25 protein-coding genes are annotated in these 26,856 nt (G+C 62.8%); 14 read left to right on the plus strand and 11 right to left on the minus strand.

Annotated features, from left to right (window positions below):
- Positions 1-2 precede the first annotated feature (2 nt).
- On the minus strand, positions 3-536 hold the full coding sequence (locus DIC66_RS18385; protein ID WP_117179597.1) for an FKBP-type peptidyl-prolyl cis-trans isomerase: 534 nt from the start codon (positions 534-536) through the stop codon (positions 3-5).
- Between the two features lie 16 nt (positions 537-552).
- Between DIC66_RS18385 and DIC66_RS18390 the strand changes: the two genes are divergently transcribed.
- From DIC66_RS18390 to DIC66_RS18400, 3 genes are all read left to right on the plus strand, one after another.
- The gene (locus DIC66_RS18390) at positions 553-1,686 is read left to right on the plus strand and encodes a cupin domain-containing protein (protein ID WP_117179598.1); all 1,134 of its coding nucleotides are present in this window, start codon (positions 553-555) and stop codon (positions 1,684-1,686) included.
- Positions 1,687-1,714: 28 nt separating this feature from the next.
- A complete protein-coding gene (locus DIC66_RS18395) occupies positions 1,715-2,200 on the plus strand; it encodes a hypothetical protein (protein ID WP_117179600.1) in 486 nt (161 codons plus the stop codon).
- A gap of 171 nt (positions 2,201-2,371) precedes the next feature.
- A complete protein-coding gene (locus DIC66_RS18400; protein ID WP_117179602.1) occupies positions 2,372-2,551 on the plus strand; it encodes a hypothetical protein in 180 nt (59 codons plus the stop codon).
- 87 nt (positions 2,552-2,638) lie between these two features.
- Here DIC66_RS18400 and bamC read toward each other — a convergent pair whose 3' ends face one another.
- Genes bamC through DIC66_RS18420 form a run of 5 tightly spaced genes read right to left on the minus strand, consistent with a single transcriptional unit; the run spans position 2,639 to position 6,656 of the window.
- Positions 2,639-3,727 (minus strand): outer membrane protein assembly factor BamC, encoded by a 1,089-nt coding sequence (bamC, locus tag DIC66_RS18405; RefSeq protein WP_117179604.1) that lies wholly within the window; start codon positions 3,725-3,727, stop codon positions 2,639-2,641.
- Between the two features lie 25 nt (positions 3,728-3,752).
- Positions 3,753-4,646: a 4-hydroxy-tetrahydrodipicolinate synthase gene (gene dapA / locus DIC66_RS18410; RefSeq protein ID WP_117179606.1), complete on the minus strand. Its 894-nt coding sequence runs from the start codon at positions 4,644-4,646 to the stop codon at positions 3,753-3,755.
- A gap of 34 nt (positions 4,647-4,680) precedes the next feature.
- The gene (locus DIC66_RS18415; protein WP_117179608.1) at positions 4,681-5,271 is read right to left on the minus strand and encodes a class I SAM-dependent methyltransferase; all 591 of its coding nucleotides are present in this window, start codon (positions 5,269-5,271) and stop codon (positions 4,681-4,683) included.
- A 14-nt stretch (positions 5,272-5,285) separates the two neighbouring features.
- Positions 5,286-5,411, minus strand: coding sequence for a hypothetical protein (locus DIC66_RS23655; protein WP_275405257.1), 126 nt, complete (start codon positions 5,409-5,411; stop codon positions 5,286-5,288).
- 24 nt (positions 5,412-5,435) lie between these two features.
- The gene (locus DIC66_RS18420) at positions 5,436-6,656 is read right to left on the minus strand and encodes an MFS transporter (RefSeq protein WP_117179610.1); all 1,221 of its coding nucleotides are present in this window, start codon (positions 6,654-6,656) and stop codon (positions 5,436-5,438) included.
- Positions 6,657-6,776: 120 nt separating this feature from the next.
- Between DIC66_RS18420 and DIC66_RS18425 the strand changes: the two genes are divergently transcribed.
- From DIC66_RS18425 to DIC66_RS18460, 8 genes are all read left to right on the plus strand, one after another.
- Complete coding sequence (locus DIC66_RS18425; RefSeq protein WP_117179646.1) at positions 6,777-8,786, plus strand: DNA topoisomerase IV subunit B; 2,010 nt, start codon at positions 6,777-6,779, stop codon at positions 8,784-8,786.
- Positions 8,783-9,463: a lytic transglycosylase domain-containing protein gene (locus tag DIC66_RS18430; protein WP_117179612.1), complete on the plus strand. Its 681-nt coding sequence runs from the start codon at positions 8,783-8,785 to the stop codon at positions 9,461-9,463. Before DIC66_RS18425 ends, DIC66_RS18430 begins: the two co-directional genes overlap by 4 nt.
- A gap of 114 nt (positions 9,464-9,577) precedes the next feature.
- On the plus strand, positions 9,578-9,856 hold the full coding sequence (locus DIC66_RS18435; RefSeq protein WP_117179614.1) for an antitoxin: 279 nt from the start codon (positions 9,578-9,580) through the stop codon (positions 9,854-9,856).
- Entirely contained in the window at positions 9,853-10,272 is a 420-nt protein-coding gene (locus tag DIC66_RS18440) for a type II toxin-antitoxin system VapC family toxin (protein WP_117179616.1), read from the plus strand. Before DIC66_RS18435 ends, DIC66_RS18440 begins: the two co-directional genes overlap by 4 nt.
- A gap of 70 nt (positions 10,273-10,342) precedes the next feature.
- Positions 10,343-12,748 carry a DNA topoisomerase IV subunit A gene (gene parC, locus DIC66_RS18445; RefSeq protein ID WP_117179617.1) on the plus strand — a complete coding sequence of 802 codons (2,406 nt, stop codon included), beginning with the start codon at positions 10,343-10,345 and terminating at the stop codon, positions 12,746-12,748.
- Positions 12,749-12,832: 84 nt separating this feature from the next.
- Positions 12,833-14,011 carry an FAD-dependent monooxygenase gene (locus DIC66_RS18450; RefSeq protein ID WP_117179619.1) on the plus strand — a complete coding sequence of 393 codons (1,179 nt, stop codon included), beginning with the start codon at positions 12,833-12,835 and terminating at the stop codon, positions 14,009-14,011.
- A gap of 97 nt (positions 14,012-14,108) precedes the next feature.
- Complete coding sequence (locus DIC66_RS18455; RefSeq protein WP_117179621.1) at positions 14,109-14,498, plus strand: PA2779 family protein; 390 nt, start codon at positions 14,109-14,111, stop codon at positions 14,496-14,498.
- Positions 14,495-15,448, plus strand: a complete 954-nt coding sequence (locus DIC66_RS18460; protein ID WP_117179623.1) for a PA2778 family cysteine peptidase — start codon at positions 14,495-14,497, stop codon at positions 15,446-15,448. The genes DIC66_RS18455 and DIC66_RS18460 overlap by 4 nt, the downstream gene beginning before the upstream one ends.
- 208 nt (positions 15,449-15,656) lie before the next feature.
- On the opposite strand, the gene DIC66_RS18465 is transcribed toward DIC66_RS18460, so the two are convergent.
- Genes DIC66_RS18465 through hutC form a run of 5 tightly spaced genes read right to left on the minus strand, consistent with a single transcriptional unit; the run spans position 15,657 to position 20,650 of the window.
- Positions 15,657-17,078, minus strand: coding sequence for a formimidoylglutamate deiminase (locus DIC66_RS18465; protein WP_233505996.1), 1,422 nt, complete (start codon positions 17,076-17,078; stop codon positions 15,657-15,659).
- 38 nt (positions 17,079-17,116) lie between these two features.
- Entirely contained in the window at positions 17,117-17,935 is an 819-nt protein-coding gene (gene hutG, locus DIC66_RS18470; protein WP_117179625.1) for an N-formylglutamate deformylase, read from the minus strand.
- The gene (hutI, locus tag DIC66_RS18475; RefSeq protein WP_117179627.1) at positions 17,932-19,152 is read right to left on the minus strand and encodes an imidazolonepropionase; all 1,221 of its coding nucleotides are present in this window, start codon (positions 19,150-19,152) and stop codon (positions 17,932-17,934) included. The genes hutG and hutI overlap by 4 nt, the downstream gene beginning before the upstream one ends.
- A complete protein-coding gene (locus DIC66_RS18480; RefSeq protein WP_117179628.1) occupies positions 19,149-19,943 on the minus strand; it encodes a HutD/Ves family protein in 795 nt (264 codons plus the stop codon). Before DIC66_RS18480 ends, hutI begins: the two co-directional genes overlap by 4 nt.
- On the minus strand, positions 19,940-20,650 hold the full coding sequence (gene hutC, locus DIC66_RS18485) for a histidine utilization repressor (protein ID WP_117179630.1): 711 nt from the start codon (positions 20,648-20,650) through the stop codon (positions 19,940-19,942). The genes DIC66_RS18480 and hutC overlap by 4 nt, the downstream gene beginning before the upstream one ends.
- A gap of 83 nt (positions 20,651-20,733) precedes the next feature.
- On the opposite strand from hutC, the gene hutU reads away from it, so the two are divergent.
- The 3 genes from hutU (at position 20,734) to DIC66_RS18500 (ending at position 26,766) form a co-directional block, all read left to right on the plus strand.
- On the plus strand, positions 20,734-22,437 hold the full coding sequence (gene hutU / locus DIC66_RS18490) for a urocanate hydratase (protein WP_117179632.1): 1,704 nt from the start codon (positions 20,734-20,736) through the stop codon (positions 22,435-22,437).
- A gap of 15 nt (positions 22,438-22,452) precedes the next feature.
- Positions 22,453-24,000: a histidine ammonia-lyase gene (gene hutH, locus DIC66_RS18495; protein WP_117179634.1), complete on the plus strand. Its 1,548-nt coding sequence runs from the start codon at positions 22,453-22,455 to the stop codon at positions 23,998-24,000.
- A gap of 591 nt (positions 24,001-24,591) precedes the next feature.
- Positions 24,592-26,766 carry an FG-GAP repeat domain-containing protein gene (locus DIC66_RS18500; protein WP_158558945.1) on the plus strand — a complete coding sequence of 725 codons (2,175 nt, stop codon included), beginning with the start codon at positions 24,592-24,594 and terminating at the stop codon, positions 26,764-26,766.
- The last annotated feature ends 90 nt before the right edge of the window (positions 26,767-26,856 follow it).

A 26,856-nucleotide genomic window follows, 5' to 3' on the forward strand; every position in this document is an offset into this window, starting at 1 on the left:
CCCTAGTGCAGCGTGTCGCCGTCGGGCAGCTGCTCGTGGTACGGCTGGACGCGAAAAAAGCCGGTGCCGGTCGAGCCGCGGCCGATTTCCTCTTCGGTGGCTTCGCGCACACCTTCCACGCGCAGGGATAGGCGAATGGCAATGCCGGCCAGCGGGTGGTTGCCGTCCAGCACCACGTGCTCTGGGTAGATTTCGCTTACCGAATACAGCGCGTCCTTGGGGGCATCGGGGTTGCAGCCTTCGGGCAGGGCAAAGCCCTCTATGGTCTGGCCCACTTCCAGTTCGGGCGGGAACAGCTCGCGTGGTTCCAAAAACAGCAGCTGGTCATTGAAGTCGCCAAAGCCCTGCTCGGGTTCGATCTGCAGCTGCAGGGTGGAGCCCGCCGCGTGGCCCATCAGGGCTTCTTCGATGACGGGCAGCAGGTCCTGGCCGCCAATCAAGAATTCCACCGGATCGTCCAGTACGTCCAGTTCTTCGCCCAAGGTGTCTTTCAGCGTCCATGTGAGGGCAACGACGCATTGTTCAGAAATTTCCATGCAAGAATTGTCCCATATGGACATCAATACCCCCCTTCAGCTGCTTGGCGGCATCTCACCCGAAACCTTTATGCGCCGTTACTGGGAGAAAAAGCCGCTGCTCATCCGCGCGGCCATTCCCGGATTCAAACCCTTGCTGGACCGCGCCGAGCTGATTGACCTGGCCGCGCAGGACGATGTGGAGTCGCGCCTTGTGGTGTCGGCACAGGCCGACAAAAAAGGCCAGTGGCGCCTGAAGCACGGACCCTTTGCCCGCAAGGATTTGCCGCCCTTCAAGCAGGCCGGCTGGACCGTGCTGGTGCAGGGCGTGGACCTGCATGACGAGCGCGTGCACCAGCTCATGAACCAGTTCCGCTTTGTGCCCGACGCGCGCCTGGACGATGTGATGATCAGCTATGCGTCAGACACTGGCGGCGTGGGCCCGCACTTTGACAGCTACGACGTGTTCCTGCTACAGGCCCATGGCCGCAGGCGCTGGCGCATTGGCCGCCAAAAGGACTTGAGTCTGGTGCCCGATATGCCGGTGAAGATACTGGCCAACTTTGTGCCCGAGCAGGAGTTTGTGCTGGAGCCCGGCGACATGCTCTACCTGCCGCCGCAGTGGGCGCATGATGGCATTGCCGAGGGCGAGTGCATGACCTACTCCATTGGTTTCCGCTCCCCCGTGAAAGGCGAGATCGCACGCGAGCTTCTGCAATGCCTGGCCGAGCAGGCGGCCGATGATGTGGGCCCGGCCATTTACCGCGACCCCGAACAGCCAGCAGTCAGCGGCAGCGGCGAAATCCCGGCCGGGCTGCTGCAGTTTGCCAAGGAGGCGCTGGACGCGGCCCTGAAGGACCCGCTGGCGTTGCAGCGCTCGCTGGGCGAAATCATGACCGAGCCCAAGGCCCATGTTTGGTTCCATGGCAACCAGGAGTTGGAAGAGGGCGTGGGCGTGCGCCTGGACCGTCGCACCCGCATGATGTATGACGCCAAGCACGTCTTCATCAACGGCGAAAGTTTCCGGGCAGCGGGCAGCGATGCCAAGCGCATGCGCAAACTTGCGGACGAGCGTGAGCTCAATGCTGCTGAGGTGAGCAAACTGAGCGAGCCCGCGCGTGAGCTCTTGCTGCAATGGGGCGAGGACGGCTGGCTGTATGGCCTTGTCTGATTTGCCTGCTGGCGAAGGAGGGGGCGCATTGCCCACCTTGCACCAAGGCCCCTTTGTGGGACCGACGGCCTTCACCGGTATCATCCGCAATGCTCTGGTGCAGGCGGACCATGCGGGCTGGTCCGAGATGGTCTGGTCTGATGCCAGCTTTGAGGACTGGCCCCTGTATGAGAAGGCGGTGGTGGAGGCCTTGAATGACTGGGCGCGCAAGGGCCGCAAGCTCACCCTGCTGGCGCACCACTTCGATGCCATGCACCGCATTCACCACCGCTTTGTGGCCTGGCGCATACGCTGGGACCATCTGCTGGAATGCCGTGTATGCAAGGGTGTGGATGCGAGCGAATTCCCCAGTGCACTGTGGACGCCCACATGGGCCATGCGGCGCTTGGATCCGGTGCGTTGCACCGGTGTGGCCAGTGTGGAGCCACGCATGCGCCTCTTGTTGCGCGAAGAACTGGAAGAGCGCAAACGCCAAAGTTCGCCGGGCTTTGCTGCCAGCACTTTGGGCCTTTGAACAGGGCTCTAAATTGGTGCTAAAGGGTTTTCCCGGACACGATTTTGAAACATTGTATAATTCGGGGCTCTGGCAAAAAGAGATCGAATGCTTCTTGTCGGGGTCTTGACAGCTTGCTGGCAAGACAATTTCCGGAAATTGTTTCGTTAACTCACTTTAGTCTAAAAAACCATGAACAAATCACTCGTACTGGCAGCCATCATTGCTGCTGCTGCCCTCGCTGCTTGCGGTAAAAAAGAAGAAGCTCCTGCTGCTGCACCCGCACCTGCTGCTGCTGCACCTGCTGCCCCTGCTGCTGACGCATCGGCTCCTGCCGCTGCTCCCGCTGCTGACGCATCGGCTGCCAAGTAATTCGTTACTTACGCAAATAAAAAAGCCACCTTCGGGTGGCTTTTTTATTGCCCATTCCGTACCAGGCACGGAATGGGGGGCACCGACCTACTTGATGTCGTCCGCAAGCACTTTGGTGATGCGTTGGGCACTGGCAGATGTATCTGGTGCGCCATTGCTGTCCAGCACCGAGACCACAGTCGCTTCGCCCTGGCTTTTGACAGCAATCTGGAATTTGGAGGCTTCAGCTGGCTTGGGTGAACTGCTGAACAGCTTGCTGAAGAAACCCGGCTCCGTATTCTGGGCTTCTGTTGCCACATAGCGCACAAAGTAAATCCCCCGCTTGCGGTCCCGGTCTTCCACCGTAAAGCCGGTGCGGTCCAGGGCCAAACCAACACGGCGCCAGGCGCGGTCAAAGCCTTCAGAAATTTGCACTACCGGTCGGCCATCGACCGTTGCCGCAACAGCCACTGACTTGGCAGCTCCGGCAGTCGCCATGACCGCTTTGGCCTGCTCGGGGCTGGAGCCCAGGCTGACCATCAAGCGGCGCAAAAACTCGGCTTCCAGTTCAGGATCGGAAGGACGCGGTTGCCAAACGGTTTGGTCCGATCGCTCCTTGGTGTAGACCTCGGACACGCCGCGGTGGCTGATGAAAATTTCGGTTTCGCCGGCTGCGTTGGTTTCCAGACGCGTGCGGAATTTGTCGCGCTCAGCGGTGGAATACAGCGAGTCGAACAATTTTCCCAGCGAGCTGCGAATCATGTCCTGTGGAATCTTGGCGCGGTTTTCAGCCCAGTCGGTTTCCATAATGCCGAGGCTGGCCTGGTCCATGGCGAGCAAGAAGCCGTTTTCCTGCCAGAAGTCCTTGATGGGGTCCCACAGCTTGTCAGCCGGGCGCTTGACCACCAGCCAGCGCTGGTTGCCCGAGCGTTCGATACGCACATCACCCAAGGCTGTCGTAGCTACCGGGTCCTTGGCGTTGGCTGTTTGGCCAGGCTTGTAGCCCGAAGCGGAAACGGCGCCATCCACCACCGTGTAGCGGGTGTCCTTGCTGAGTTGAGTCAGGTCCGGTGGCACCATCAGGGACGGAGCCTTGACGGTGCTGCTGCGGTAGTCCACCTTGTCAGACTGCAGTGCGGAGCATCCTGCCAAAGCCAGGGCAGTGCCCAAAGCCGTCACTTGAATAATCGATTTCACAACATTCCTCTTTTCAACGCGGCGCTCAGACCAGGCCGGTGGCTTGCATCACCCGCTCCAGCATCTGCTGGCTGGGTTCTGTCAGGGTGGTAAGCGGCAGGCGCAGAGCGCCCTGGCTATGGCCCATGCGGGCCACAGCCCACTTCACGGGAATGGGATTGGACTCCACAAACAGCGCCTTGTGCAGGGGCAGCAGCTTGAACTGGATTTCCATGGCGCGCTGGACATCACCTGCCATGGCGGCCACGCACAACTCGTGCATCAAACGCGGCGCCACATTGGCTGTCACGCTGACATTGCCGTGTCCACCGCACAGCATCAGGGCCACGGCGGTGGGGTCGTCGCCCGAGTAAATCGCGAAGTCCTTGGGGGCTTCCTTGATCAGCCACTGGGCGCGTTCGATGTTACCGGTGGCTTCCTTGATGCCGACGATGCCGGGCACCTCGGCCAGACGCAACACCGTGTCATGGGCCATATCGGCCACCGAGCGGCCGGGCACGTTGTACAGGATCACGGGCAGGTCCACCGCTTCGGCAATCGCCTTGAAGTGCTGGTACTGGCCTTCCTGCGTGGGCTTGTTGTAGTAGGGCACTACCTGCAGCTGGCTGTCGGCACCGACCTTCTTGGCAAACTGCGCCAGGTTGATGGCCTCGCGGGTGGAGTTGGCACCGCATCCGGCCATGATGGGCACGCGGCCTGCAGCCTGCTCCACCGACACGCGGATGATCTCGCAGTGCTCTTCCACGCTCACCGTGGGGGACTCGCCAGTAGTGCCGACCACGCCAATGCAGTCGGTGCCCTCGGCGATGTGCCAGTCGATCAGCTTTCGCAAGGCCGGGTAGTCCACAGCGCCATCGGCGAGCATGGGGGTGACCAGGGCGACTATGCTGCCCCGCAAGGGACCGTGTGAAGATTTCATGGCGTGCCAGTAGTTCGGTAAACAAGCATTTTAACTAGAGAGTGTGCCTGGGAATTGCAGCCCCGCTGCCAAGCGGTAAAGCTGGGGCAAACGCAGCCACGCGTTGTACAAAGCGCTCGGGGTTTGGCAGGTAGCCGTTTTCATACGCAACCACCTGCAAGCCTGCGCAGACCTGCAGCAATTCGCCCGGTTGCAGCAGGAAGTCCGGCCGTGCCGGGCGCCCCACGGTCTCATTGCCCGCAGCAAAGGTTTCATACAGCAGCAGCCCGCCCGGCGCCAGGCTTTGCAGCAAGATGGGCAGCAGGGGCCGCCACAGGTAGTTGGTAACTACCACGGCGCCAAACTGCCGCGGGCCATTGGGGGTGTTCAAAGGCCAGGGCCCGTTCTCGATATCCGCCCCCACCAGCTGCGCTCCGGGCACATGGGCGCGGGCAGAAGCCACATCCTTGTCCACACCCCAGACCGCGTGGCCACGTGCGGCAAACCACTGCAAATGGCGCCCGCTGCCGCAGGCCACGTCCAGCACCTCGCAGTCGGGGGGCAGCAGATGCGACCAGCGGGTGATCCAGGCGGAAGGTGCGCTCAAGGCATGGGCTTGGGCGGTATCGGTGTTGGGAACGGGCATGGGGGTGCGGAGATTTAAAAACAGGCCCAGATCTGGTTGCTCAGCTGCACCAGAAAGTCGGGCCGGGTGTAGAGCATGAACACGGCCACCAGGGCTGCTATTGCCAGTAGTGCCAGGGCCAGCCTCTGTTTGCCGTGCATGGACGCTTCTGCAAGGCCAGGGCTTCAGGCGGGCTGCGGCTGCGCCGTGCGCGCAATCGCCGCTTCCTTGATGGGCAGGTTGATCAGCGCTGCCGCCACGCCCAGTGCAATGGCGATGTACCAGACCATATCGTAGCTGCCGGTCTTGTCATACAGATAGCCACCCAGCCAGGCGCCCAGGAAGGAGCCGATTTGGTGGCTGAAGAACACCATGCCGCTGAGCATGGACAGATGCGCCACGCCAAAGATCTGCGCCACCATCGAATTGGTCACCGGCACGGTGGACAACCACAGCAAGCCCATGACGCTGGCGAACACATAGACCGACACCGGGCTGAGCGGCGCCAGCAGGAACAGGCTGATGGCAGCGGCGCGCGCCAGGTAAATAAAGGCCAGCAGTTTGCGCTTGGCAATGTTCTGCCCCAGGACACCGGCCGCATAGGTGCCAAACACATTGAAGAGGCCGATCAGCGCCAGCGCGTAACTGGCCACCTCGGGCGACAGCCCCTTGTCCTTGAGGTAGCTGGGCATGTGTACGGCGATGAACACCACCTGGAACCCGCAGACAAAGTAGCCGGCCGTGAGCCACTGGAAGCTGCGGTAGCGCAAGGCCTCACGCATGGCTTGCACGATGGACTGCTGGCGCGGCAGCACTGCCTTGCCTGCAAATCCAGGCTCGCGCAGGCCCCAGGCCAGGGGGGCAATCAGCAAGGCGGCAAAGCCCAGCAGGACCAGTGCCTGCTGCCAGCCGAAGTGGCTGATCAAAAAACCTTCGGTGGGCACCATCAGAAACTGTCCGAAGGAGCCGGCCGCAGCCGTGATGCCCATGGCCCAGGAGCGTTTGTCGGCCGGCACATTGCGACCAATGACGCCATACACCACGGCATAGGTGGTGCCAGCCTGGGCCACACCAATCAGCACCCCGGTCGTGATGAAAAAAACGAGTGGCGTGTCCGCATAGGCCATGCCCATCAGCCCCAGGCAGTAGGCCAAGGTGCCCATCAGGATGACGCGAAAGGCACCGAAGCGGTCTGCCAGCATGCCGGCAAAAATGCCACTCACGCCCCAGGACAGGTTCTGGATGGCAATGGCCAGGCCAAAACTCTGGCGCGTCCAGCCATGGGCCTGGGTAAGGGGCTGCAGCCACAGGCCAAAGCCGTGGCGAATGCCCATGGACAGCGTGACAATGGTGGCGCCACAGATCAGCAGCTGGGTAAATGAGAGCCGGGCGTTCGTTTCAGGCATAGGCAGCTAATGTAGCCAATCCATACCAGGTGTGTTGCAGGGTGCCCGCAATCCGTTCTCATCCGGTGGGGGCTGTCTATTTGTACAGCTAAATGGATTTCGCCGTCTACAATGCGCGCCATGTCAGCCAAACCCCCAACTCCCAATACCGAATATTCCGAAGGCTCTATCCGCGTCCTCAAGGGCCTGGAGCCGGTCAAGCAGCGCCCGGGGATGTACACCCGCACGGACAACCCGCTGCATGTCATCCAGGAAGTACTGGACAACGCCGCCGACGAGGCTCTGGCCGGCCACGGCAAGAAGATCAAGGTGACGCTGCACACTGACGGTTCGGTGTCGATTGAAGACGACGGCCGCGGCATCCCCTTTGGCATGCACCCGGAAGAAAAAGCCCCGGTGATCGAACTGGTGTTCACCCGCCTGCATGCGGGCGGCAAGTTTGACAAGGGCAAGGGCGGCGCCTACAGCTTCTCTGGCGGCCTGCACGGCGTGGGCGTGAGCGTCACCAATGCCCTGGGCAAACGCCTGGAGGCCACTAGCTACCGCGAAGGGTCGGTGGCGCGCATTGTGTTTGGCGGTGGTGATGTGATCGAGCCGCTGGTGATCCGCAAGGCGGGCGCCACCGAAAACGGCGATGCGGCAGAAGGCCCGCGCGACCGCAAGTCCGGCACCACGGTGCGGGTCTGGCCGGATGCCAAGTATTTCGAATCGGCAGTGCTCCCCATGGCCGAGCTGACGCATTTGCTGCGCAGCAAGGCCGTGCTTATGCCCGGCGTGACGGTGACCCTGCTGACCGAGAAAACCAAGGAAAGCCAGACCTGGCTGTACAAGGGCGGACTGTCCGACTACCTGATGCAGTCGCTCAACGGCGAGCCGGTGATTCCGCTGTTTGCCGGTGAAGGCTTTGCCGACGCCCAGAGCGAGCAGTTTGCAGACGGCGAAGGTGCCTCCTGGTGCGTGGCCTTTACTGAAGACGGCCAACCGGTGCGCGAGAGCTATGTCAACCTGATCCCCACCAGCGCCGGTGGCACGCACGAGAGCGGCCTGCGCGATGGTCTGTTTACCGCGGTGAAGAGTTTTATCGAGCTGCACAGCCTGCTGCCCAAAGGCGTGAAGCTGATGCCCGAGGACGTGTTCGCCCGCGCCAGCTATGTGCTCTCGGCCAAGGTGCTGGATCCGCAGTTCCAGGGCCAGATCAAGGAGCGCCTGAACTCGCGCGACGCGGTGCGACTGGTCTCCGGCTTTGTGCGCCCCGCGTTGGAGTTGTGGCTGAACCAGCACGTGGACTACGGAAAGAAGCTGGCCGAGCTGGCTATCAAGGCGGCGCAAACCCGCCAGCGCGCTGGCCAAAAAGTGGAAAAGCGCAAGAGCAGCGGTGTGGCGGTATTGCCCGGCAAGCTGACCGATTGCGAGAGCCGCGACATTCTGTACAACGAGGTGTTTCTGGTCGAGGGCGACTCGGCCGGTGGCAGCGCCAAGATGGGCCGCGACAAGGAAAACCAGGCCGTGCTGCCCCTGCGCGGCAAGGTGCTCAACACCTGGGAAGTGGACCGCGACCGCCTGTTTGCCAACACCGAAATCCACGATATCTCGGTGGCCATCGGCGTGGACCCGCACGGCCCCAACGACACACCCGACATGAGTGGCCTGCGCTACGGCAAGGTCTGCATTCTGAGTGATGCGGACGTGGACGGCTCGCACATCCAGGTGCTGTTGCTCACACTCTTCTTCCGCCACTTTCCCAAGCTGATCGAGACCGGCCATGTGTTCGTGGCGCGCCCCCCGCTGTTCCGGGTGGATGCCCCGGCCCGCGGCAAGAAGCCCGCGAGCAAGGCCTATGCCTTGGACGATGGCGAACTCACCGTCATCTTGGACAAGCTGCGCAAGGAAGGCGTGCGCGAGGGTGCTTGGACGATCAGCCGCTTCAAGGGCCTGGGCGAGATGAATGCCGAGCAGTTGTGGGACACCACGCTCAACCCAGACACCCGCCGCTTGCTACCGGTAGCCCTGGGCGCTATCGACTTCGGCCAGACCGAGGCCCTGATCACCAAGCTCATGGGCAAAGGCGAGGCCGCTTCCCGGCGTGAACTCATGGAGTTGCATGGTGACTCGGTCGAGGTGGACGTATGAACGCGGCGCTGCGGCGCAGCCTGGGCCGGGCTTGGGTGCTCGCCTTGTTGGTGCCCGGCCTGGTATGGGCCGACGAGGTGGCCGAGAGCGTGCCTGCACCGCTGGCCCCGGTCAGCGTGCAGGCTCTGGAAGCTGAAGCCGAGGCCACGGCCGCGGCCGCAACTTCCAGCGTGCCCTGGTACCAGCACATCAAGCAGGCCGCGCGCGCCTACGGGGTGGACGTGCACCTGCTGCAGGCGGTGGTGGCCGTGGAGTCCAACTTTGATGCGAATGCGGTGTCGCGCTCCGGCGCCATCGGGCTGATGCAAATCATGCCAGCCACGGCGGCGGGTTACATCGGCCTGCGCGGCACCAGCCAGTCGCTGCGTCTGCAACTGCAAGACCCGTCTATCAACGTGCACGCAGGCGCCCTGTACCTGCGCGACCTGCTGGACACTTTTTCGTCCCGGGTGGACCTGGCCCTGGCGGCCTACAACGCGGGCTCTGGCAATGTACGCAAGGCCGGCAACCGCGTTCCCAAAAACGGCGAAACACCACAGTTCGTGAGCAAAGTGACCTCGCTCTACAGCAGCCTGAAAGCTGCGGCCCAGTCCGCAGAAGCCAAAGCCGCCAATGCGGTCAAGGCCAGCGAGGAGGCCGTCCTCAGCCCGGGCCAGCCCGTGTTTGCGCCGCAGTGAGATGGACACCCCGGCGCAAGTGACAACATGCCATGGCTTGTAGGCCCTTATCTTGACTTGATGTATCTACTTTTTGTGTGTACATTTGGCCATTCTTTTCTTCAGGAGAACCCCATGGAAGCGACCGCTAAAGTGTTTACCAATGGCAACAGCCAAGCGGTGCGCCTGCCCAAAGCCTTTCGGGTGGAGACGTCCGAAATGTGGATCAGCCGCAACGAGGAAACCGGCGATATCGTCCTGCGCCCAAAACCCAGTGAGGCCGAGCGCCAAGCGCAACTGCGCGAATTGCTGGCACTGATTGCCGGCAACACGGATCGCACGGAATTTCTGCCAGAGCGCTCCCAGGAGCTGCCACGCAACCCGTTGGGTGAACCGGAGACCCACCGGGCATGACTGCGCGCTACCTTGTCGACAGCAACATCCTGAGCTACTTCATACGCGGGGGCTATGCCCACTTGCACGCCCGCATGGGCGAGGAACTGGCGCGCCAGAGCGTGGTCACCTCCTCCATCTGCCGGGCCGAGCTGCGTTTTGGGCAAAGCGGCCTGGGTGCCCAAGACAAGCGCCAACGCATGATTGACCTGTGCCTGCTGCAAGTGCCCGCACTGCCCTGGACCGATGCCGTGGCCGACACGTATGGCCCACTGGCCCAGAAGCTGCGCCAAAAGGGGCGCCCGATAGGCGCCATGGACACCCTCATTGCAGCCCACGCGCTGGCAGAAGGCTTGGTGTTGGTGAGCCATAACACCCGGCACTTTGAAGACATCGAGGGCCTGCTGTTGGAAGACTGGGCCTTGCCCCAGCCTTGAGGTTTGCAGATTCGCCTCACCTTCACATGCCTGCTAACGAATTGACAGCGTTCCCAACTGAAATCACCGAATGACCGACGACCTTTTGCCCCCCCTGAACCCGCCGAACCCACCCGCAGACGGTGATGACGGCCTGAACCTGGCTACCTACGCGCAGCGCGCCTACCTCGAGTACGCCCTCTCGGTGGTCAAGGGCCGCGCGCTGCCCGATGTGTGCGATGGCCAAAAGCCCGTGCAGCGGCGCATTCTGTACTCCATGTCGCGCATGGGCTTGGGCTTTGGCGGAGCCAATGGCAATACCGGCGCCAAGCCCGTCAAGTGCGCGCGTGTGGTGGGTGACGTGCTGGGCCGCTTCCATCCGCATGGCGACCAGGCGGCGTATGAAGCGCTGGTGCGCATGGCGCAGGACTTTTCGCAGCGCTACCCGCTCATCGACGGCCAGGGCAACTTCGGCTCGCGTGATGGCGACGGCGCGGCGGCCATGCGCTACACCGAGGCACGGCTGGCCAAGATCACCTCGCTCTTGCTGGACGAAATCGACCAGGGCACGGTGGACTTCCAGCCCAACTACGACGGCTCTACTGAGGAGCCCAAGCAGTTGCCCGCACGCCTGCCGTTTGCGCTGCTCAATGGCGCCAGCGGCATTGCCGTGGGCCTGGCCACCGAGATCCCCAGCCACAACCTGCGCGAAATTGCCGAGGCCTGTGTGGCCCTGATCAAAACCCCGCAGCTCAGTGACGAAGAGCTGTACGCCCTGGTGCCCGGCCCGGACTTCCCTGGCGGCGCGCAAATCATCAGCCCGGCCTCGGACATTGCCGACGCCTACCGCACGGGCCGCGGCTCACTCAAGTGCCGGGCGCGTTGGAAGATTGAAGACCTGGCGCGCGGCCAGTGGCAATTGGTGGTGACGGAGTTGCCACCGGGTGTGAGCACCCAGCGCGTGCTCGAAGAAATTGAGGAGCTCACCAACCCCAAGGTCAAGGCCGGCAAGAAGGCCCTCTCGCAAGACCAGACCCAGCTCAAGGCCAGCATTCTGGCCGTGCTGGACGTGGTGCGTGACGAGTCCGGCAAGGAGAACGCCGTGCGCCTGGTGTTCGAGCCCAAGACCAGCCGCATCGAACAGCAGGAACTCATCACCGCCCTCTTGGCGCACACCAGCCTGGAGTCGTCCTCGCCCATCAACCTGACCATGGTCGGGCTGGACGGTCGGCCCACCCAAAAATCCTTCCGCCAGATGCTGATGGAGTGGATCAGCTTCCGCCAGACCACCATTGAACGCCGGTCCCGCCACCGCCTGGCCAAGGTACTGGACCGCATCCACATCCTCGAAGGGCGGCAGACGGTGCTGCTCAATATCGACGAGGTGATTGCCATCATTCGCCAGAGCGACGAGCCCAAGGCGGCGCTGATTGCGCGCTTCAATTTGAGCGACCGGCAGGCTGAGGACATCCTCGAAATCCGCTTGCGCCAGCTGGCGCGCCTGGAAGCCATCAAGATCGAGCAGGAGCTGTCTGAGTTGCGCATCGAGCAGGGCAAGCTCGAAGAAATCATCAACAGCCCGGCCGCCCTGCGCCGCCTCATGGTCAAGGAAATCGAGGCGGATGCCAAGACCTTTGGCGATGCCCGCCGCACGCTGATCCAGACCGAGAAAAAAGCCGTCGCCGAGGTCAAGGTGGTGGACGAGCCGGTTACCGTGGTGGTGAGCCAAAAGGGCTGGGTGCGCACACGCGGCGGCCACGGCCATGAGGCCAGCACCTTTGCCTTCAAGGCCGGTGACGGCCTGTACGACACCTTTGAGTGCCGCAGCGTGGACACGCTGCTGGTGTTTGGCTCCAACGGGCGCGTGTACTCGGTAGCGGTGTCGCTGCTGCCGGGCGGGCGCGGCGATGGCCAGCCTGTCACCACGCTGATCGAGCTGGAAAGTGGCACGCAGCTGCTGTATTACTTTGCCGGCCCGGCAGCTGCCACGCTGCTGCTCAGCAGCACCGCGGCCTATGGCTTCATGGCCACGGTTGCCAATATGGTGTCGCGCCAGAAGGCAGGCAAGGCCTTTGTCACCTGCAACGAGGGCGACACGCTGTGCAAACCCTCGCTGGTGAGCGGTGCGCAGGGCAGGGTGCCTACCTCAGGTACATCGGGTACACCCGGCACGGCCGCCGCACTGGTGGCACCGGCTACCCACGTGGCCTGTGCATCGACGGGTGGACGCATCCTGACCTTCGAGATTGGCGAACTCAAATCCATGGCCACTGGTGGACGCGGCCTGATGCTCCTGGACCTGGAGCCCAAGGACACGCTGGCCGGTGCTGCGGCCTATACCCGCAGTGTGCGCATCGAAGGCATTGGGCGCGGCGGCAAGGAGCGTGAAGAGACGCTGGAAATCAGAAGCCTCAACAATGCCCGCGCGCTGCGTGGGCGCAAGGGCAAGGCCGCGGATCTGGGCTTCAAACCCACGGGTGTCACGCGGGTGGAATAAGAGGCGCGCTGGTCCCTATCCATCACTTGATGCCGCTCAAAAACGGTGTCAGTTAAGAAAAAGATCAGCGTCCCACAATGGGCCATGGATAAACATCTGTTGATTTCCGGCGGCGGCATTGGCGGCCTGGCTGCAGCCCTGGCCACGGCCCGCGCGGGCTGGCAGGTCGCGTTGCTGGAGCAGTCGCCCGTCTTTGGCGAGGTAGGCGCGGGCATCCAGCTGGGGCCCAATGTGGTGAAGGTCTTGATAGGCTTGGGCCTGGAGCAGGCCTTGCGCCAAGTGGCGGCCTTCCCTGAACGGCTGGAGGTGCGCAACGCCACCAGCACCGAACTGCTGGGCGTGCTGCCACTGGGCGCCACCATTGCCAAACGTTACGGCGCACCGTATGTGTCCATCGCCCGCGCCGACATGCACACCTTGTTGTTGGACGCGGTGCGTGCGCAGGGCAGCGTGGGCCTGCATCTGGACTCGCGCGTGATTGGCATTGCGCAGGATGCCAACCGCGTCAGCGTTCAAACCGTGCAAGACCAACATTTTGAGGCGCCGCTGCTGGTGGGGGCGGACGGTCTGTGGAGCCAGGTGCGCCGGCAGGTGGTGGATAACGATGTGCCGCCGCGCGTGACTGGCCACCTGGCCTTTCGTGCCATGGTGCCGCAAAGCGCCTTGCCAGAAGCCCTGCGCAGCCAGGTTGTGACCGCCTGGATGGGGCCGGACTTCCATGCCGTGCACTACCCGGTGCGCTCGGGTGAATGGCTCAACGTGGTGTGCATCGTCCACGGCAAGGTGTCGGGCGACCCGCAATCCTGGGACCACAGCGCCAATGCGCAGGAGCTGCGCACCCGCATGGCCCTGGCGCGCGGCAGCCTGCGTGAGCTGATCCACGCCATCGACAGCTGGCGGCTCTGGCCCCTGTCGGACCGCGAACCCATGGCCAGCGCGGCCGAGCATGCCAAGGGCCGTATCGCGCTCTTGGGTGATGCCGCCCACCCGATGCGCCCCTACCTGGCGCAGGGCGCAGGCATGGCCATTGAAGACGCTGGCGCGCTGGCCACCTGCCTCAGCGAAACACCGGACCAGATTGCGCAGGCGCTTTCGCGTTATGCCAACCTGCGCTGGCAGCGCAACGCCCGCGTGCAGGCGCGTGCCATCCGCAACGGCGAGATCTACCACCTCAAGGGCTTCAAGCAAGTGGGGCGCGACATTGCACTCAAGGTGCTGGGAGCCAAGTTGATGGACGTGCCCTGGCTGTACAACGGGCCCTAGGCCGCGCTCTGGTGGCCTGCAAAATTGTGTGGGCATGTAAGGTCTTTTGACTTCGCAAAAATAGCGCCTATGCTGTGGCCTTTACTCAATACATGCCATGAACAATTTCAAACGATTTACCGCTTCCGTCCTGATCGCTTCCACCGCCATGCTGGGCATGCCCATGATGGCCCAAGCAGGCATGGTGTCCAGCACCGAGTCCATGGCCACTGCGGCCCAGTCTGACGCACGTGCCAAAGTGGCGGCCGTGTTGGCCCGCGAAGATGTGCGCGCCGGTATGGCCGAGCGTGGCTTGAGCGTGGAGCAAGCCCAAGACCGCGTGCGCGCCATGTCGGATGACGAAGTGGCATCGCTGGCCGGCCGCATTGACCAAGCCCCCGCCGGTGGCGACATCCTGGGCATCCTGTTCACCGTGTTCATCATTCTGTTGATCACTGACATCCTGGGCCTGACCAAGGTGTATCCGTTCACCCGATCGGTGCGATGAATCTGAGTCGCATTCTGCGAAGAACCCCCGCCCTGGCGGGGGTTCTTGTTTGTGCCCTGCTCACAGCCTGTGCCACGCCGCAGGTCACGCAGTTGCGCACGGGCGCGCCAGACCATGAAGTGGCACAACAGGCTGACCTGAAAAGCGTGCCCTTCTTCGCGCAAAAGGAATACGAGTGCGGCCCCGCCGCGCTGGCCATGGTGATGAATGCCGCAGGCGTTGCCATCACGCCCGATGCGCTGGTGGACCAGGTGTATCTGCCCGCCCGCAAGGGCTCGCTGCAAGTGGAGATGCTGGCCGCCACCCGCAAGAAGGGCCTGCTGGCTTATCCCCTGCAGCCAGCCCTCAAAGACCTGCTGCAGGAAGTGGCCGCAGGCCATCCGGTGCTGGTGTTCCAGAACGTGTCGCTGCCCATCTACCCGGTCTGGCATTACGCCGTGGTGATTGCCTATGACCTGGAGCACAACACCATCACCCTGCACTCCGGTGAGACCGAGCGGCTGGAGATGTCGCTGTTCACCTTTGAGCGCACCTGGGCGCGCGGCAACTACTGGGCCATGCTGGCCCTCAAGCCCGACCAGATGCCCGCCACCGCCGATGCCAAAGCCTTTGCGCGCACGGTGGCGTCTCTGGAAGTGCAGCACCCGGACGCTGCCCGCACCGCGTACAGCACAGCGCTGCAGCGCTGGCCGCGTGAGGCGGCCTTGCGGTTTGGCTTGGGCAACAGTGCCTATGCTTTGAAGGATTTAACTGGCGCTGCACTCGCCTATCAGCAGGCCGTGCAGCAGCAGCCCGACTTTGCCGACGCCTGGAACAACCTGGCGCAAGTGCAGTTTGAACAGGGACTGCGCACAGCAGCCCAAGGCAGTATTGCGCGTGCAGTGGCTTTGGGGGGTGTGCGGCTGGCGCAGTATCTGGAGCTGCAAACGCAGATCGAGGCGAGTCAATAGGCCTGTTCAACTATTGCGCACCAACCCTGCAGGCAGCCGCTGATGCTGGGGTGGATGGTGCAGTGAGGTAAAGGAGGAGGCCGCAGGCCGGGGGACACGAACGGAAGCATTCACTCCAGCGTCGGCGGCCCCACCAATGCAGGCGCGACGTTAGCGGCCCCAACACGGCAGGCGCAGTTGCAAAGGCCTACATAAAACAGGCCCGCTGTCAGTGCCCCCACAACCCCTGCATAGCCTCCACAAACCGCTGTGCAATCGCGTCTTGCTGTGCATGCCTGCCCTGGAAGAGCACACAGCGCGCGGCCACATAGACATCGCGCACTGGCGCTTTGTCGCAGGCGAACACGGTGGCATCCAGCAGGTGGCCGGTGGGCAGGCCCAGCAGACCGGGGGCCTGGGTGTCCAGCACCAGCAGGTCGGCCCGCGCACCTGCGACCAGCCCCCATTGCTTCTGGCCTGCAGCGGTTCCTCCAGAACGCATGGCTGCATCGAACAGGCGCGCCGCAGTGGCGCCCTCGGCCTGCATTGGAAGTGCTGCCACATTGCGCCGCTGCAGCAGCAGGCGCTGGCCGTATTCCAGCCAGCGCAACTCTTCATTCCACTGGCGGCACACGTGGCTGTCCGAGCCCAGGGCCATGGGCACGCCGTGCTGCAGCCAGACGGGCAGGTTGGCAAAGCCATCGCCCAGATTGCCTTCGGTGCTGGGGCAGATGACGATGCCTGCACCGCTGCTGGCCACGGCTTCTATTTCGCCCTCGATGGCATGCGTGGCGTGCACCAGTTGCCAGCGCGCATCCAGCGGCAGCTTGCGCGTGAGCCAGGCTATCGGGCGTTGGCCGGTGTGGGCCAGGCAGTCGCGCACCTCCTGCATTTGCTCGGCAATGTGGATGTGGATGGGCAGGTCCTGCTCGCCCACAGCCTGCAGCAGGTGGGCAATGGAAGTGCCCGATGCCGCGCGCAGCGAGTGGATGGACACACCGGCGTTGACCAGTGCGCGCCCCGAGGCCTGCACCGTCTTCTGCAGGTCCGCGATGAAGGAGGGCGTGCCGGCAAAGCGGCGCTGGTCGTCGCGCAACTGGTCTTGTGCAAAACCGGCGCGCTCATACAGCACCGGCAGCAGGGTCAGGCCCAAGCCCGCATCGGCCGCGCCATCGGCCACGGCCCAGGCCAGGGTGGAAGGGTCTTTGTAGGCCGCGCCACTTTCGCTGTGGTGCAGGTAATGGAATTCGCAGACCTGGGTGTAGCCGCCTTGCAGCATCTCCACATACAACTGCGCGGCCACGGCGCGCAACTGCGCGGGCGTGATGCGCAGCGCCACGCCATACATGCGGTCGCGCCAGCTCCAGAAGTCATCGGCATCCGACGCCCGCCGCTCAGACAGACCGGCAAAGGCGCGCTGGAAGGCGTGGCTGTGGGCATTGACCATGCCGGGCAGCACAGGGCCCGGCAGGACCGTGGCGTGCTCGGGTGCAGTGGCGGTGCCTGCGGTGATGCGGCTCCAGTGGCCACTGGTATCGGCCTGCAGGCAGACGCCGTGCTGCCATTGGCCATCGACCCAGGCAAGTGGCGCCCAGAACAGCGGTGTTTTCGCTGATGCGGTCAGACCCATGGCCTGGTCCGTTGGGCGCATTGCTGGCGAGGTTGGGTTCGCTCTGTTGGCTTGGTCGTTCATTGCGGCGTCCATTCCATCAGGGAGTGCAGAAGCTTTTTCAGCAGCGGGCGCACGCGTTCTGCGCGCGCCTCGTCCAGCACATAAGGTGGCTGCTCGGCCATGTAGCACTTCCAGCACATCTCCAGCTGCACGGCATGCAGTCCTTCTGCGGGCCGGCCAAAGTGCCGCGTGATGTGGCCGCCCTTGAAGCGGCCGTCCACCACCTGCGTGTAGGCGGTCTGGCTGGCCAGTACCTGCGCCAGTGCATCGCGCAGCGCAGGGGCCGCGCTGCTGCCGTTGACCGTGCCCAGATTCAGGTCGGGCAGGCGGCCCTCGAACAGCCAGGGCAACTCGGAGTGGATGCTGTGCGCATCGAACAGCACGGCGTGGCCATGGGCCTGGTGCAGGCGCTGCAGCTCGGCCGCCAACGTGGCGTGATAGGGATTCCAGTAGGTGGCAACACGCTTGGCGATTTCTGCCTCGTCGGGTGCCTGTCCCTCGCGGTACAAAGGCTCGCCGGTGAAGAAGCAGGTGGGGCAGAGCTCGGTGTTGTTGGCGCCCGCGTACATGGGCGTGTTTTCGCTGGGGCGGTTCAGGTCGATTACGTAGCGGGAATAGCGCGGCACGATCAGGCTGGCGCCGCTGTCCCGCACGAAGTCGTACACCGCTTCCAGATGCCAATCGGTGTCTTCCAGCTGCAGGGCGCGCGGGGTGTAGCGTGCCTGCAGGTAGGCGGGGATCAGCGTGCCCACGTGCGGCATGCTGACCAGCAGGGGTGTGCTGCCGCGGTAGAGGGTGAACACATCGTGTTCTATGACATTGCTGACTTGGCTCATGGCAAACGCTCCTGTGCGCCTACAAAGACGCGTTGACACGGGTTGCGGCCAAACCAGTAGGCCAGCTCGTTGGGATGGCCCACATCCCAGACGCAGAAGTCCGCGCGCTGACCCGCGACCAGTTGGCCCCGGTCCTGCAGCCCCAGCGCGCGGGCGGCGTGCACGGTAACTCCGCGCAGCGCCTCTTCGGGTGTGAGGCGAAACAGGGTGCAGGCCATGTTGAGCATCAGCAACAGCGAGAGGCTTGGCGAGGTGCCGGGGTTGTGGTCGGTGGACACGGCCATGGGCACGCCGGCTGCGCGCAGCGCGGCAATCGGCGGCACATGGGTATCACGCAAAAAATAATAGGCGCCGGGCAGCAGCACGGCCACCGTGCCGCTCTGGGCCATGGCGGCAATACCTTGGTTGCTGAGGTGCTCGATGTGGTCGCAGGACAGGGCGCCAAACTCTGCGGCCAGTGCAGCGCCACCCTGGTCGCTGAGCTGCTCGGCGTGCAGTTTGACTGGAAGACCCAGGTTGCGAGCGGCTTCGAACACGCGGCGGGTTTGGGCCAGGGTGAAGCCGATGTTCTCGCAAAAGGCGTCCACCGCGTCCACCAGGCCTTGTGCTTGCAGTTGCGGCATCCAGGCGCAGACGGCATCTACATAGGCATCGCTCTGGCCTTCAAATTCCGGGGGCAGGGCGTGTGCGCCCAGATAGGTGGTGCGCACCGAGAGCGGCAGGCTCTGGCCCAGTTGACGCGCCACCGACAGGCAGCGCGCCTCGTGCTCCAGGCTGAGGCCATAGCCGGACTTGATCTCGAGGGTGGTCACGCCCTCGGCCATCAGCGCTTGGGCGCGCTGGCGTGCGCTGGCAAGCAATTGCGCATCGGTGGCGGTGCGCGTGGCGGCCACGGTGGAGCGTATGCCGCCACCGGCGCGGGCTATGGCCTCGTAGCTGGCACCTTGCAGGCGCAACTCGAACTCGGCCGCGCGCTGCCCGCCATAGACCAGATGGGTGTGGCAATCGATGAGGCCGGGGGTGACCAGCGCGCCACCCAGGTCATGGCTGGTCTGTAGGCGTTGGATCAACTCCTTTGGCAGTGCGCTTTCCGCGCCCACCCAGAGCAGGGTCTCGCCTTGGGCCAACATTGCGCCGTGTTCTATCCATCCCCACGCCGCTTCACCGTGCAGCGTGGCCAGCTTGGCATGGCGCCAGAGTGTGAGGTCGTGGTTCATGCGGTGGTCTCCGGGGTGAAGTCCAGCCACCACGCGCTATTTGGTGTGGCTTTGTGCGTGGACCCACATGCAGCGCTCGTGGTGCCGGTTGCGGCTTCTAGTGTGTTTGTGGATGCGATGCTTGGCACTGCAAGTACAGCGGTTCCTGCGGAGTCTGTGGGCGTGAAGCACATGGGCGACTGGTTGCCTTGTTCCAGCCACAGCAGCGTGTGCGCTTCCAGGGCCAGGGTTTGCTGCCCGTCACTCCAAATGCCGTTACACGCGGTGTAGAGACCGCATTGCGCGAAGTCGGCTCGCCAGGCTCGCGCGGGCTCTACCGGCAGCATGCAGGCCGTGCCAGCGCGCACCATCAGGTTCAAATCCTGGGTGCTGCCATCCACCAGCGTGCAGCCGGGTGCCAGGGCGCCGTCGAAGTGCAGGGGCGTGTGGCCGGGCAGCAGCACATGGTCCAGCGTGTGGCCGTCTGGTGTGGGCATGTGCAGCACCACACCCTTGCCACTCAGCACCACAAACCAGCGCTGCACACCGGGGAAGGCCGAGAACGGACCACTGGCGTCTATGTCGGCGCGGCTGATGCGCAACTGCCAGGGCGCAGCGCTGGAAGCGCCGCCCGCGGGGTTGGCATTGGCAGCACCGGCAGAAGCAGCAGGCCAGACCAGCAACTCGCGCGTCTGGCCGCCGCCGTTGCGCCAGGCTTGTGGCGCCACGTTGTCGGCCTGCAAGACTATGGGCGCATTGCTGTGCGGCTTGGCGGTGCGTGGCTGGTGCGTGTGGCCTGCCGTTGGGCTCATGGCTTGAATGCCCCGCTGATCTGGTAGCGCGTGCCCGGATGCACCAGCCGCGCCAGCGTGATGGGCACGCCGCGGTTGATGGTGCGCCGCACGACGATCAGGCAAGGGTCGTGCGCGCCTATGCCCAGCAGCTGCGCCTCTTGTGCCGTGGGGCTGCCAGCCTCGATGGAGTACTGCGCCTCCCACAGCGGGGCCACGGTCAGCAGGTACTGGGTGGGCGTGGTCTTCTGGAAGTCGGTCTGCAGGTAGTCGGGGGCGCAGGCCGGGTTCACGTAGCGGTCTTCGCACTGCAGGGGCACGCCGTTTTCGCTGTGCACGATCAGGGTGTGGAACACCGGTGCGCCGCTTTTGAGGCCGAGCTGCGCGGCCAGGCTGGCGCCGGCCTTCTCTGCCCGGGACAGCACCACGTTGGCCTGGTGGGTATGGCCGCGCGCCACAATTTCATCATGCAGGTCGCGGATGGTGAGGGTGGAAGACACGCGCGACAAATGGGCGGCAAAACTGCCCACACCCTGCACCCGGGTGACCAGCCCTTCGGCCTGCAGCTCGCGCAGAGCCCGCCCCACGGTCATACGGCTCACTGCAAACTGTGCAACCAGTTCAGCCTCGGACGGCATCTGGTCGCCCGGCACCCACTGGCCGCTGGCCAGGCCGTCTTTCAGGAAATGCTTGACCCGCGCGTAGGGAGCCTGTGTGGTGGATTTCATGCTGAAATTGTAGTTGCATAGACATGTCTAGACAAGTACACTGCGACCGATATTTACAAACCCCTTTGTTTTGCGGAGTCGCCATGTCGAATTTGTCTGCCATCCATTCCACAGCCCAGCCGCACCCGGTGCGCGCACCCCGCGGAACTGCTATCACCTGCAAGAACTGGCTGATCGAAGCGGCCTACCGCATGCTGCAAAACAACCTGGACCCGGAAGTGGCCGAGAACCCGGATGCGCTGGTGGTCTATGGTGGCATCGGCAAGGCCGCGCGCAACTGGGACTGCTATGAGGCCATCCTCAAGGCGCTGGAAAACCTGGGCGAGGAAGAAACCCTGCTCATCCAGAGCGGCAAACCGGTGGGTGTGTTCCGCAGCCACGCGGATGCGCCGCGCGTGCTGATTGCCAACTCCAACCTGGTGCCCAAGTGGGCCACCTGGGAGCATTTCCATGAGCTGGATAAAAAGGGCCTGATGATGTACGGCCAGATGACGGCCGGCAGCTGGATTTACATCGGCAGCCAGGGCATTGTGCAGGGCACTTACGAGACCTTTGTGGAGGCCGGCCGCCAGCACTTCAATGGCGACCTGGCCGGGCGCTGGATTCTCACCGCCGGCCTGGGCGGCATGGGTGGCGCGCAGCCCCTGGCTGCCAGCTTTGCCGGTGCCTCGTCGCTCAACATCGAGTGCCAGCAAAGCCGCATCGACTTCCGCCTGAAGACCCGCTACGTGGACGAACAGGCCACCGATCTGGACGACGCACTGGCGCGCCTGGAAAAGTACAACCAGGAGAAAAAGGCGGTGTCTATCGCGCTCCTGGGCAACGCCGCCGACATCCTGCCCGAGCTGGTGAAGCGCGTGAAGGCGGGCAGCATTCGCCCCGACATCGTCACCGACCAGACCTCCGCCCACGACCTCGTCAACGGCTACCTGCCCAGTGGCTGGACGGTGGAACAATGGCGCGCCGCGCAAGCCGATGACACGCAGCACGCCGCCCTGCGCATCGCAGCGGCACAAGGCTGCGCCGTGCATGTGCAGGCCATGCTGGATTTTCAAAGCATGGGCATTCCCACGGTGGACTACGGCAACAACATCCGCCAGGTGGCGTTTGACCAGGGCGTGAAGAACGCCTTTGACTTCCCCGGCTTTGTGCCTGCCTATGTGCGGCCCCTGTTTTGCCAGGGCAAGGGCCCGTTCCGCTGGGTGGCGCTGAGTGGCGACCCGGAGGACATCCGCAAGACCGACGCCAAGATGAAGGAGCTGTTCCCGGAGGACGCGCACCTGCACCGCTGGTTGGACATGGCCAGTGAGCGCATCGCCTTCCAGGGCCTGCCCGCGCGCATCTGCTGGATCGGCCTGGGTGAGCGCCACCGCGCAGGCCTGGCCTTCAACGAGATGGTGAAAAGCGGTGAGCTCAAAGCCCCCATCGTGATTGGCCGCGACCACCTGGACAGCGGCTCGGTGGCCTCGCCCAACCGCGAGACCGAGAGCATGCAGGACGGCTCCGACGCAGTAAGCGACTGGCCGCTGCTCAACGCCCTGCTCAATACGGCCGGTGGCGCCACCTGGGTGTCGCTGCACCATGGTGGCGGCGTGGGCATGGGCTACTCGCAGCACAGCGGCGTGGTGATCGTGGCCGACGGCACCGACGCTGCGGCCAAGCGCCTGGAGCGCGTGCTGTGGAACGACCCTGGCACCGGCGTGATGCGCCATGCCGATGCGGGCTACGACATCGCTGTGGCCTGCGCGAAAGAGCAGGGCTTGAAACTGCCCATGATCACTGCATGAACTGAAGCGCCAACCATGACCCACCTCACCCTGAATCCCGGCCACCTGTCGCTGGACCATTTGCAATCCATCCACAGCAGTGTCTGCCAGCTGTCGCTACCCGAGTCCGCCCGCGTGGCTATCCGCGCATCGCACGCATTGGTGAAGGCCGCCGCCGAAGGCGACGCGCCCGTGTACGGCGTGAACACCGGCTTTGGCAAGCTGGCCAACAAGCGCATCAGCAAAGACCAGTTGGCCACCTTGCAGCGCAACCTGATCCGCTCGCATTGCGTGGGCGTGGGCGAGCCCCTGGCCGCACCCATCATGCGCGTGATGATGGCCACCAAGGCGGCCAGTCTGGCACGTGGCTATTCCGGCTGCCGTGAGCTGGTGATCGACACCCTGCTGGCCGTGCACAACGCCGGACTGGTGCCCTGCGTGCCCTCTCAAGGCTCGGTGGGCGCCTCGGGTGACCTGGCCCCGCTCGCCCACATGACGCTGGCCCTGATGGGCGAGGGCGACATGCTGGTTGCGGACAAGCGCGTGCCCGCATTGCAGGCGCTACAAAAAGCCGGCATCACGCCGCTGGAACTGCAAGCCAAGGAGGGCCTGGCCCTGATCAACGGCACGCAGACCTCCACCGCGCTGGCCCTGCATGCGCTGCTCAGCTTCGAGCCGGTGCTGGAAGCCGCGCTGGTAATCGGTGCGCTGACGCTGGACGCCGCACGCGGCAGCGACGGCCCGTTTGACCCGCGCATCCACGCCGTGCGCGGCCAGCCCGGCCAGATCGATGTGGCCCAGTACTACCGTGAGTTGCTCAAGGGCAGCGCCATCCGCCAATCACACGCCGAGGGCGATGACCGCGTGCAGGACCCCTATTGCCTGCGCTGCCAACCGCAGGTGGTGGGTGCCTGCCTGGACCAACTGCGCCATGCCGCGCGCGTGCTGTTGATCGAAGCCAATGCCGTCACCGACAACCCGCTGGTGTTTGCAGACGGTGGCGCCATGATTTCCGGCGGCAACTTCCACGCCGAGCCTGTGGCGTTAGCCGCCGACGGCATGGCCCTGGCCATTGCCGAAGTGGGTGCGATTGCCGAGCGCCGCATCGCCATGCTGATCGACGCCGGTGTGTCGCGCCTGCCGCCGTTCCTCACGGCGGACGCCGGTCTGAACAGCGGCTTCATGATTGCCCACGTAACGGCCGCCGCCCTGGCCTCGGAAAACAAATCCCTGGCCCATCCGGCCAGTGTGGACAGCCTGCCCACCAGCGCCAACCAGGAAGACCATGTGTCCATGGCCACCTTCGCCGCGCGCCGCCTGCAGAGCATGATCAGCAACACCGCCAACATCCTGGGTATCGAGCTGCTGGCGGCCGCACAAGGCATTGAATTCCTGCGCCCGCTGCAAAGCTCGAACGCACTGGAGGCGGTGCATGCCGCCTTGCGCAAAGACGTGCCCGCCCACCATGTGGACCGCTATCTGGCGCCGGACATTGCGCATGCTTCTCTCATGGTGCGGGATGGTTCGGTGGCGGCGGTATTGCGCTCCTTGAGCGGCTTGCCGACGTTGTGGATACCAGCTTGAGTGCACACGGCTTGCCCAAACGGCATTCAGGCCATTAACGACAAACCAGTCGTTGAAGAAGCTGGTGAGACAGCGGCAAGAAAAATAGCTTTCAATTGCAGCCCTCCACAGTAGCTGACTGCCAGCGCGACGGCATCGTGGCATTGACGGCGTGGAGCAACTGAAGCAAGGGTGTTGACACTTGCCACCAACTGAAAACTAGGCGCACTTTGCTACCTTTGCGGGCCTTTCGATAGCGCCCGGCCGCAGGCGCGGTAAAGGGGTACGCGTTGCTTTCGTCGGTGGTGTAGCGCTCTTTTTTTGCCTAAGCAAAAATTCTGAATGGGTGCAAACGTAAATTTGTGTATGATCTACGTAACAAATAGAAAACAGCACGGACCTCTAGCAGGTTCGATCTGACCCCCAAGTCAACCGCACTTACAGGCTTTGTGCAGTTGAACTTCAAACCCCAATAAATATTGCGTTTTGCCACTGTGTGTAGTGGCCGGTTACGTCTTGCGTGCGTATATGCGCCTACGTACGTTTGGGCTGAATTTCCGATGGACACAACAAAGATTAGAAACGGATGCCATGAATTTACTTAGATATGTTATGCCAGCATTGCTGATGCTTGTGCTCTCCAATCAGTTGCAAGCACAAAGCATTTCCGGTTCTCCCATGGGGACGCCTGGCGACTTTTCAGTCTCTTCCAGTGGCGCTGCTGTCTATTCCATTCCTATTCAAATTCCTCCGGGTGTTTCCAGCATGGAGCCCAAGCTTTCCTTGTTTTACAACAGCCAGGGTGGTAACGGAATGTTGGGCCTGGGTTGGGGGCTGTCTGGTCTTTCTGCAATCACGCGCTGTGGGCGCACCATGGCGCAAGATGGGTCCAGGGGCGGCGTGAACTTCAATACCGATGACCGGTTTTGTCTGGATGGTCAGCGCTTAATGCTGGTTTCTGGAACGTATGGTGCGGCTGGTAGCGAATACCGCACGGAAATTAACAGCTTCAGCATGGTTGTTGCCAATCAATCGGGCGTCGGCGGGCCAATCTCGTTTACCGTCAAGACCAAATCTGGCTTGACGATCGAATACGGTAACACAACAGATTCCCGCATTGAGGCAGTGAAAGGCGCCGGATCTGCCGCGACTTGGGCTATTGGTAGCGTTCGTACTTGGGTGCGGAATAAAGTTACGGACCTATCAGGAAACTACATGACGGTGTTCTACGAAAAAGACACCGTCAATGGCAGCTACTACCCAGTTCGCATCGATTACACCGGTAACGCCGGTAGTTCCCCCATGCTGCTGCCAAGCGCGTCTGTCCAATTTGTGTTGGATGCCAGTCGCAATGATGTGAATGCTGTATATCAAGGTGGCGCCTTCTTTAAGCCCACCAAGCGCATCGCCAATATACGAACCTATCTGGGAACCTTGCTCGTAAAGGACTACAGAATTGCATATGGTCCTGAAGTCAATGCGATCGATCGTTCAAAAATCGCAAGCATTACGGAATGCGATGGTTCATCGAACTGCCTGCCCTCCACAACCTTGACTTGGGCGCAAGGTGGAGCAAACAACTTTGCAGACGTCGCACGTCTGGTGTTGCCATATAGCATAGACGGGGTCTATATACGCCCAAATATAGTGACCGATGTGAATGGAAATGGCCCACCAGGCACCGCTCTAACCAGTCAATACGGCACGCTGCAGGGCTGGAGTAATAACAACGTCTTTCCCCGTGTACTGGCCGATGTGAATGGAGATGGTTTGCCAGATATCGTGGGTTTTGGCCCAGGCGGCGTCAGCGTATCGCTCAATACGCTCAATACCGGCGAGGGAAAGTATGCAACACCTGCCGTAGCCCTAGCCAACCAGTTTAGCGCTCCAGCCTGGACTGACAACCTCACCCATCCGCGGTTTCTGTCCGATGTGAATGGGGACGGATTACCCGAAATTGTTGGCTTTGGCCCAGCCGGCGTCTTTGTCTCCATCAATACAGGCAATGGGACGTTTGCCACACCGAAGCCCTGGCTTGCCAGTCAGTTCAGTCCCAGCCAGGGTTGGGCAAACAACGATGCTTATCCGCGTATGTTGGTGGACATGGATGGCGATGGTCGTCCGGATGTTGTTGGGTTTGCCAACGATGGCATGTATGTGGCCACCAACAACGGAAATGGCTTCAACCCACCGGTCCAGCGAATCGGGGGCGAGTTTGGCTTAAAGCAAGGTTGGGCTGGCCAGACGCAAACTCCCCGCTATGTCATGGATATCAATGGTGATGGTCTGCCTGACATTGTGGGGTTCAGCGAAAGTGGTGTCGTAGTCGGCATCAATACGGGCACCGGATTTTTAGCTCCAGGAGTAGTGGCGGCGACACCGAAATATGGCTGCCCCAATGGTGGTTACCTAGGTCAAGAGGAGACGGGTGGAATGCTTTGTTACAGTGGCACTAAAGGAAATTCGAAGTACTGGGCGCCTATTGTTGACTATTCTTGCTCGAGCGGAATGACGTCTGGTAGCAACTGCATTTTGGCAAGTGCGGCAACCTACGGCGGTACCAACTGGGCCATGGGTCAGTTTGGAACGAGGCAGGGTTGGGCAAATAACAGTGAAACGCCACGCCAATTGGATGATGTGAACGGAGACGGCTTGCCTGATATTGTGGGATTTGGGCCCGGTGGCGTCGTTGTATCGCTTAACACGGGCGCCGGATTCGCTTCTCCCACCGCGTGGCTTCTCTCTCAGTTGGTAATCCCCCCGATAAACCAAAGGTCCGAGAAGTAGAATTTTCCAAGAAGGAAGTTCTACGTGAAGAAGTCAAGATTTACCGACAGCCAGATCATGGCTGCCTTGAAGCGTGTTGAAGCCGGTCTG

The organism is Rhodoferax lacus (assembly GCF_003415675.1).
GTDB lineage: Bacteria > Pseudomonadota > Gammaproteobacteria > Burkholderiales > Burkholderiaceae_C > Allorhodoferax > Allorhodoferax lacus.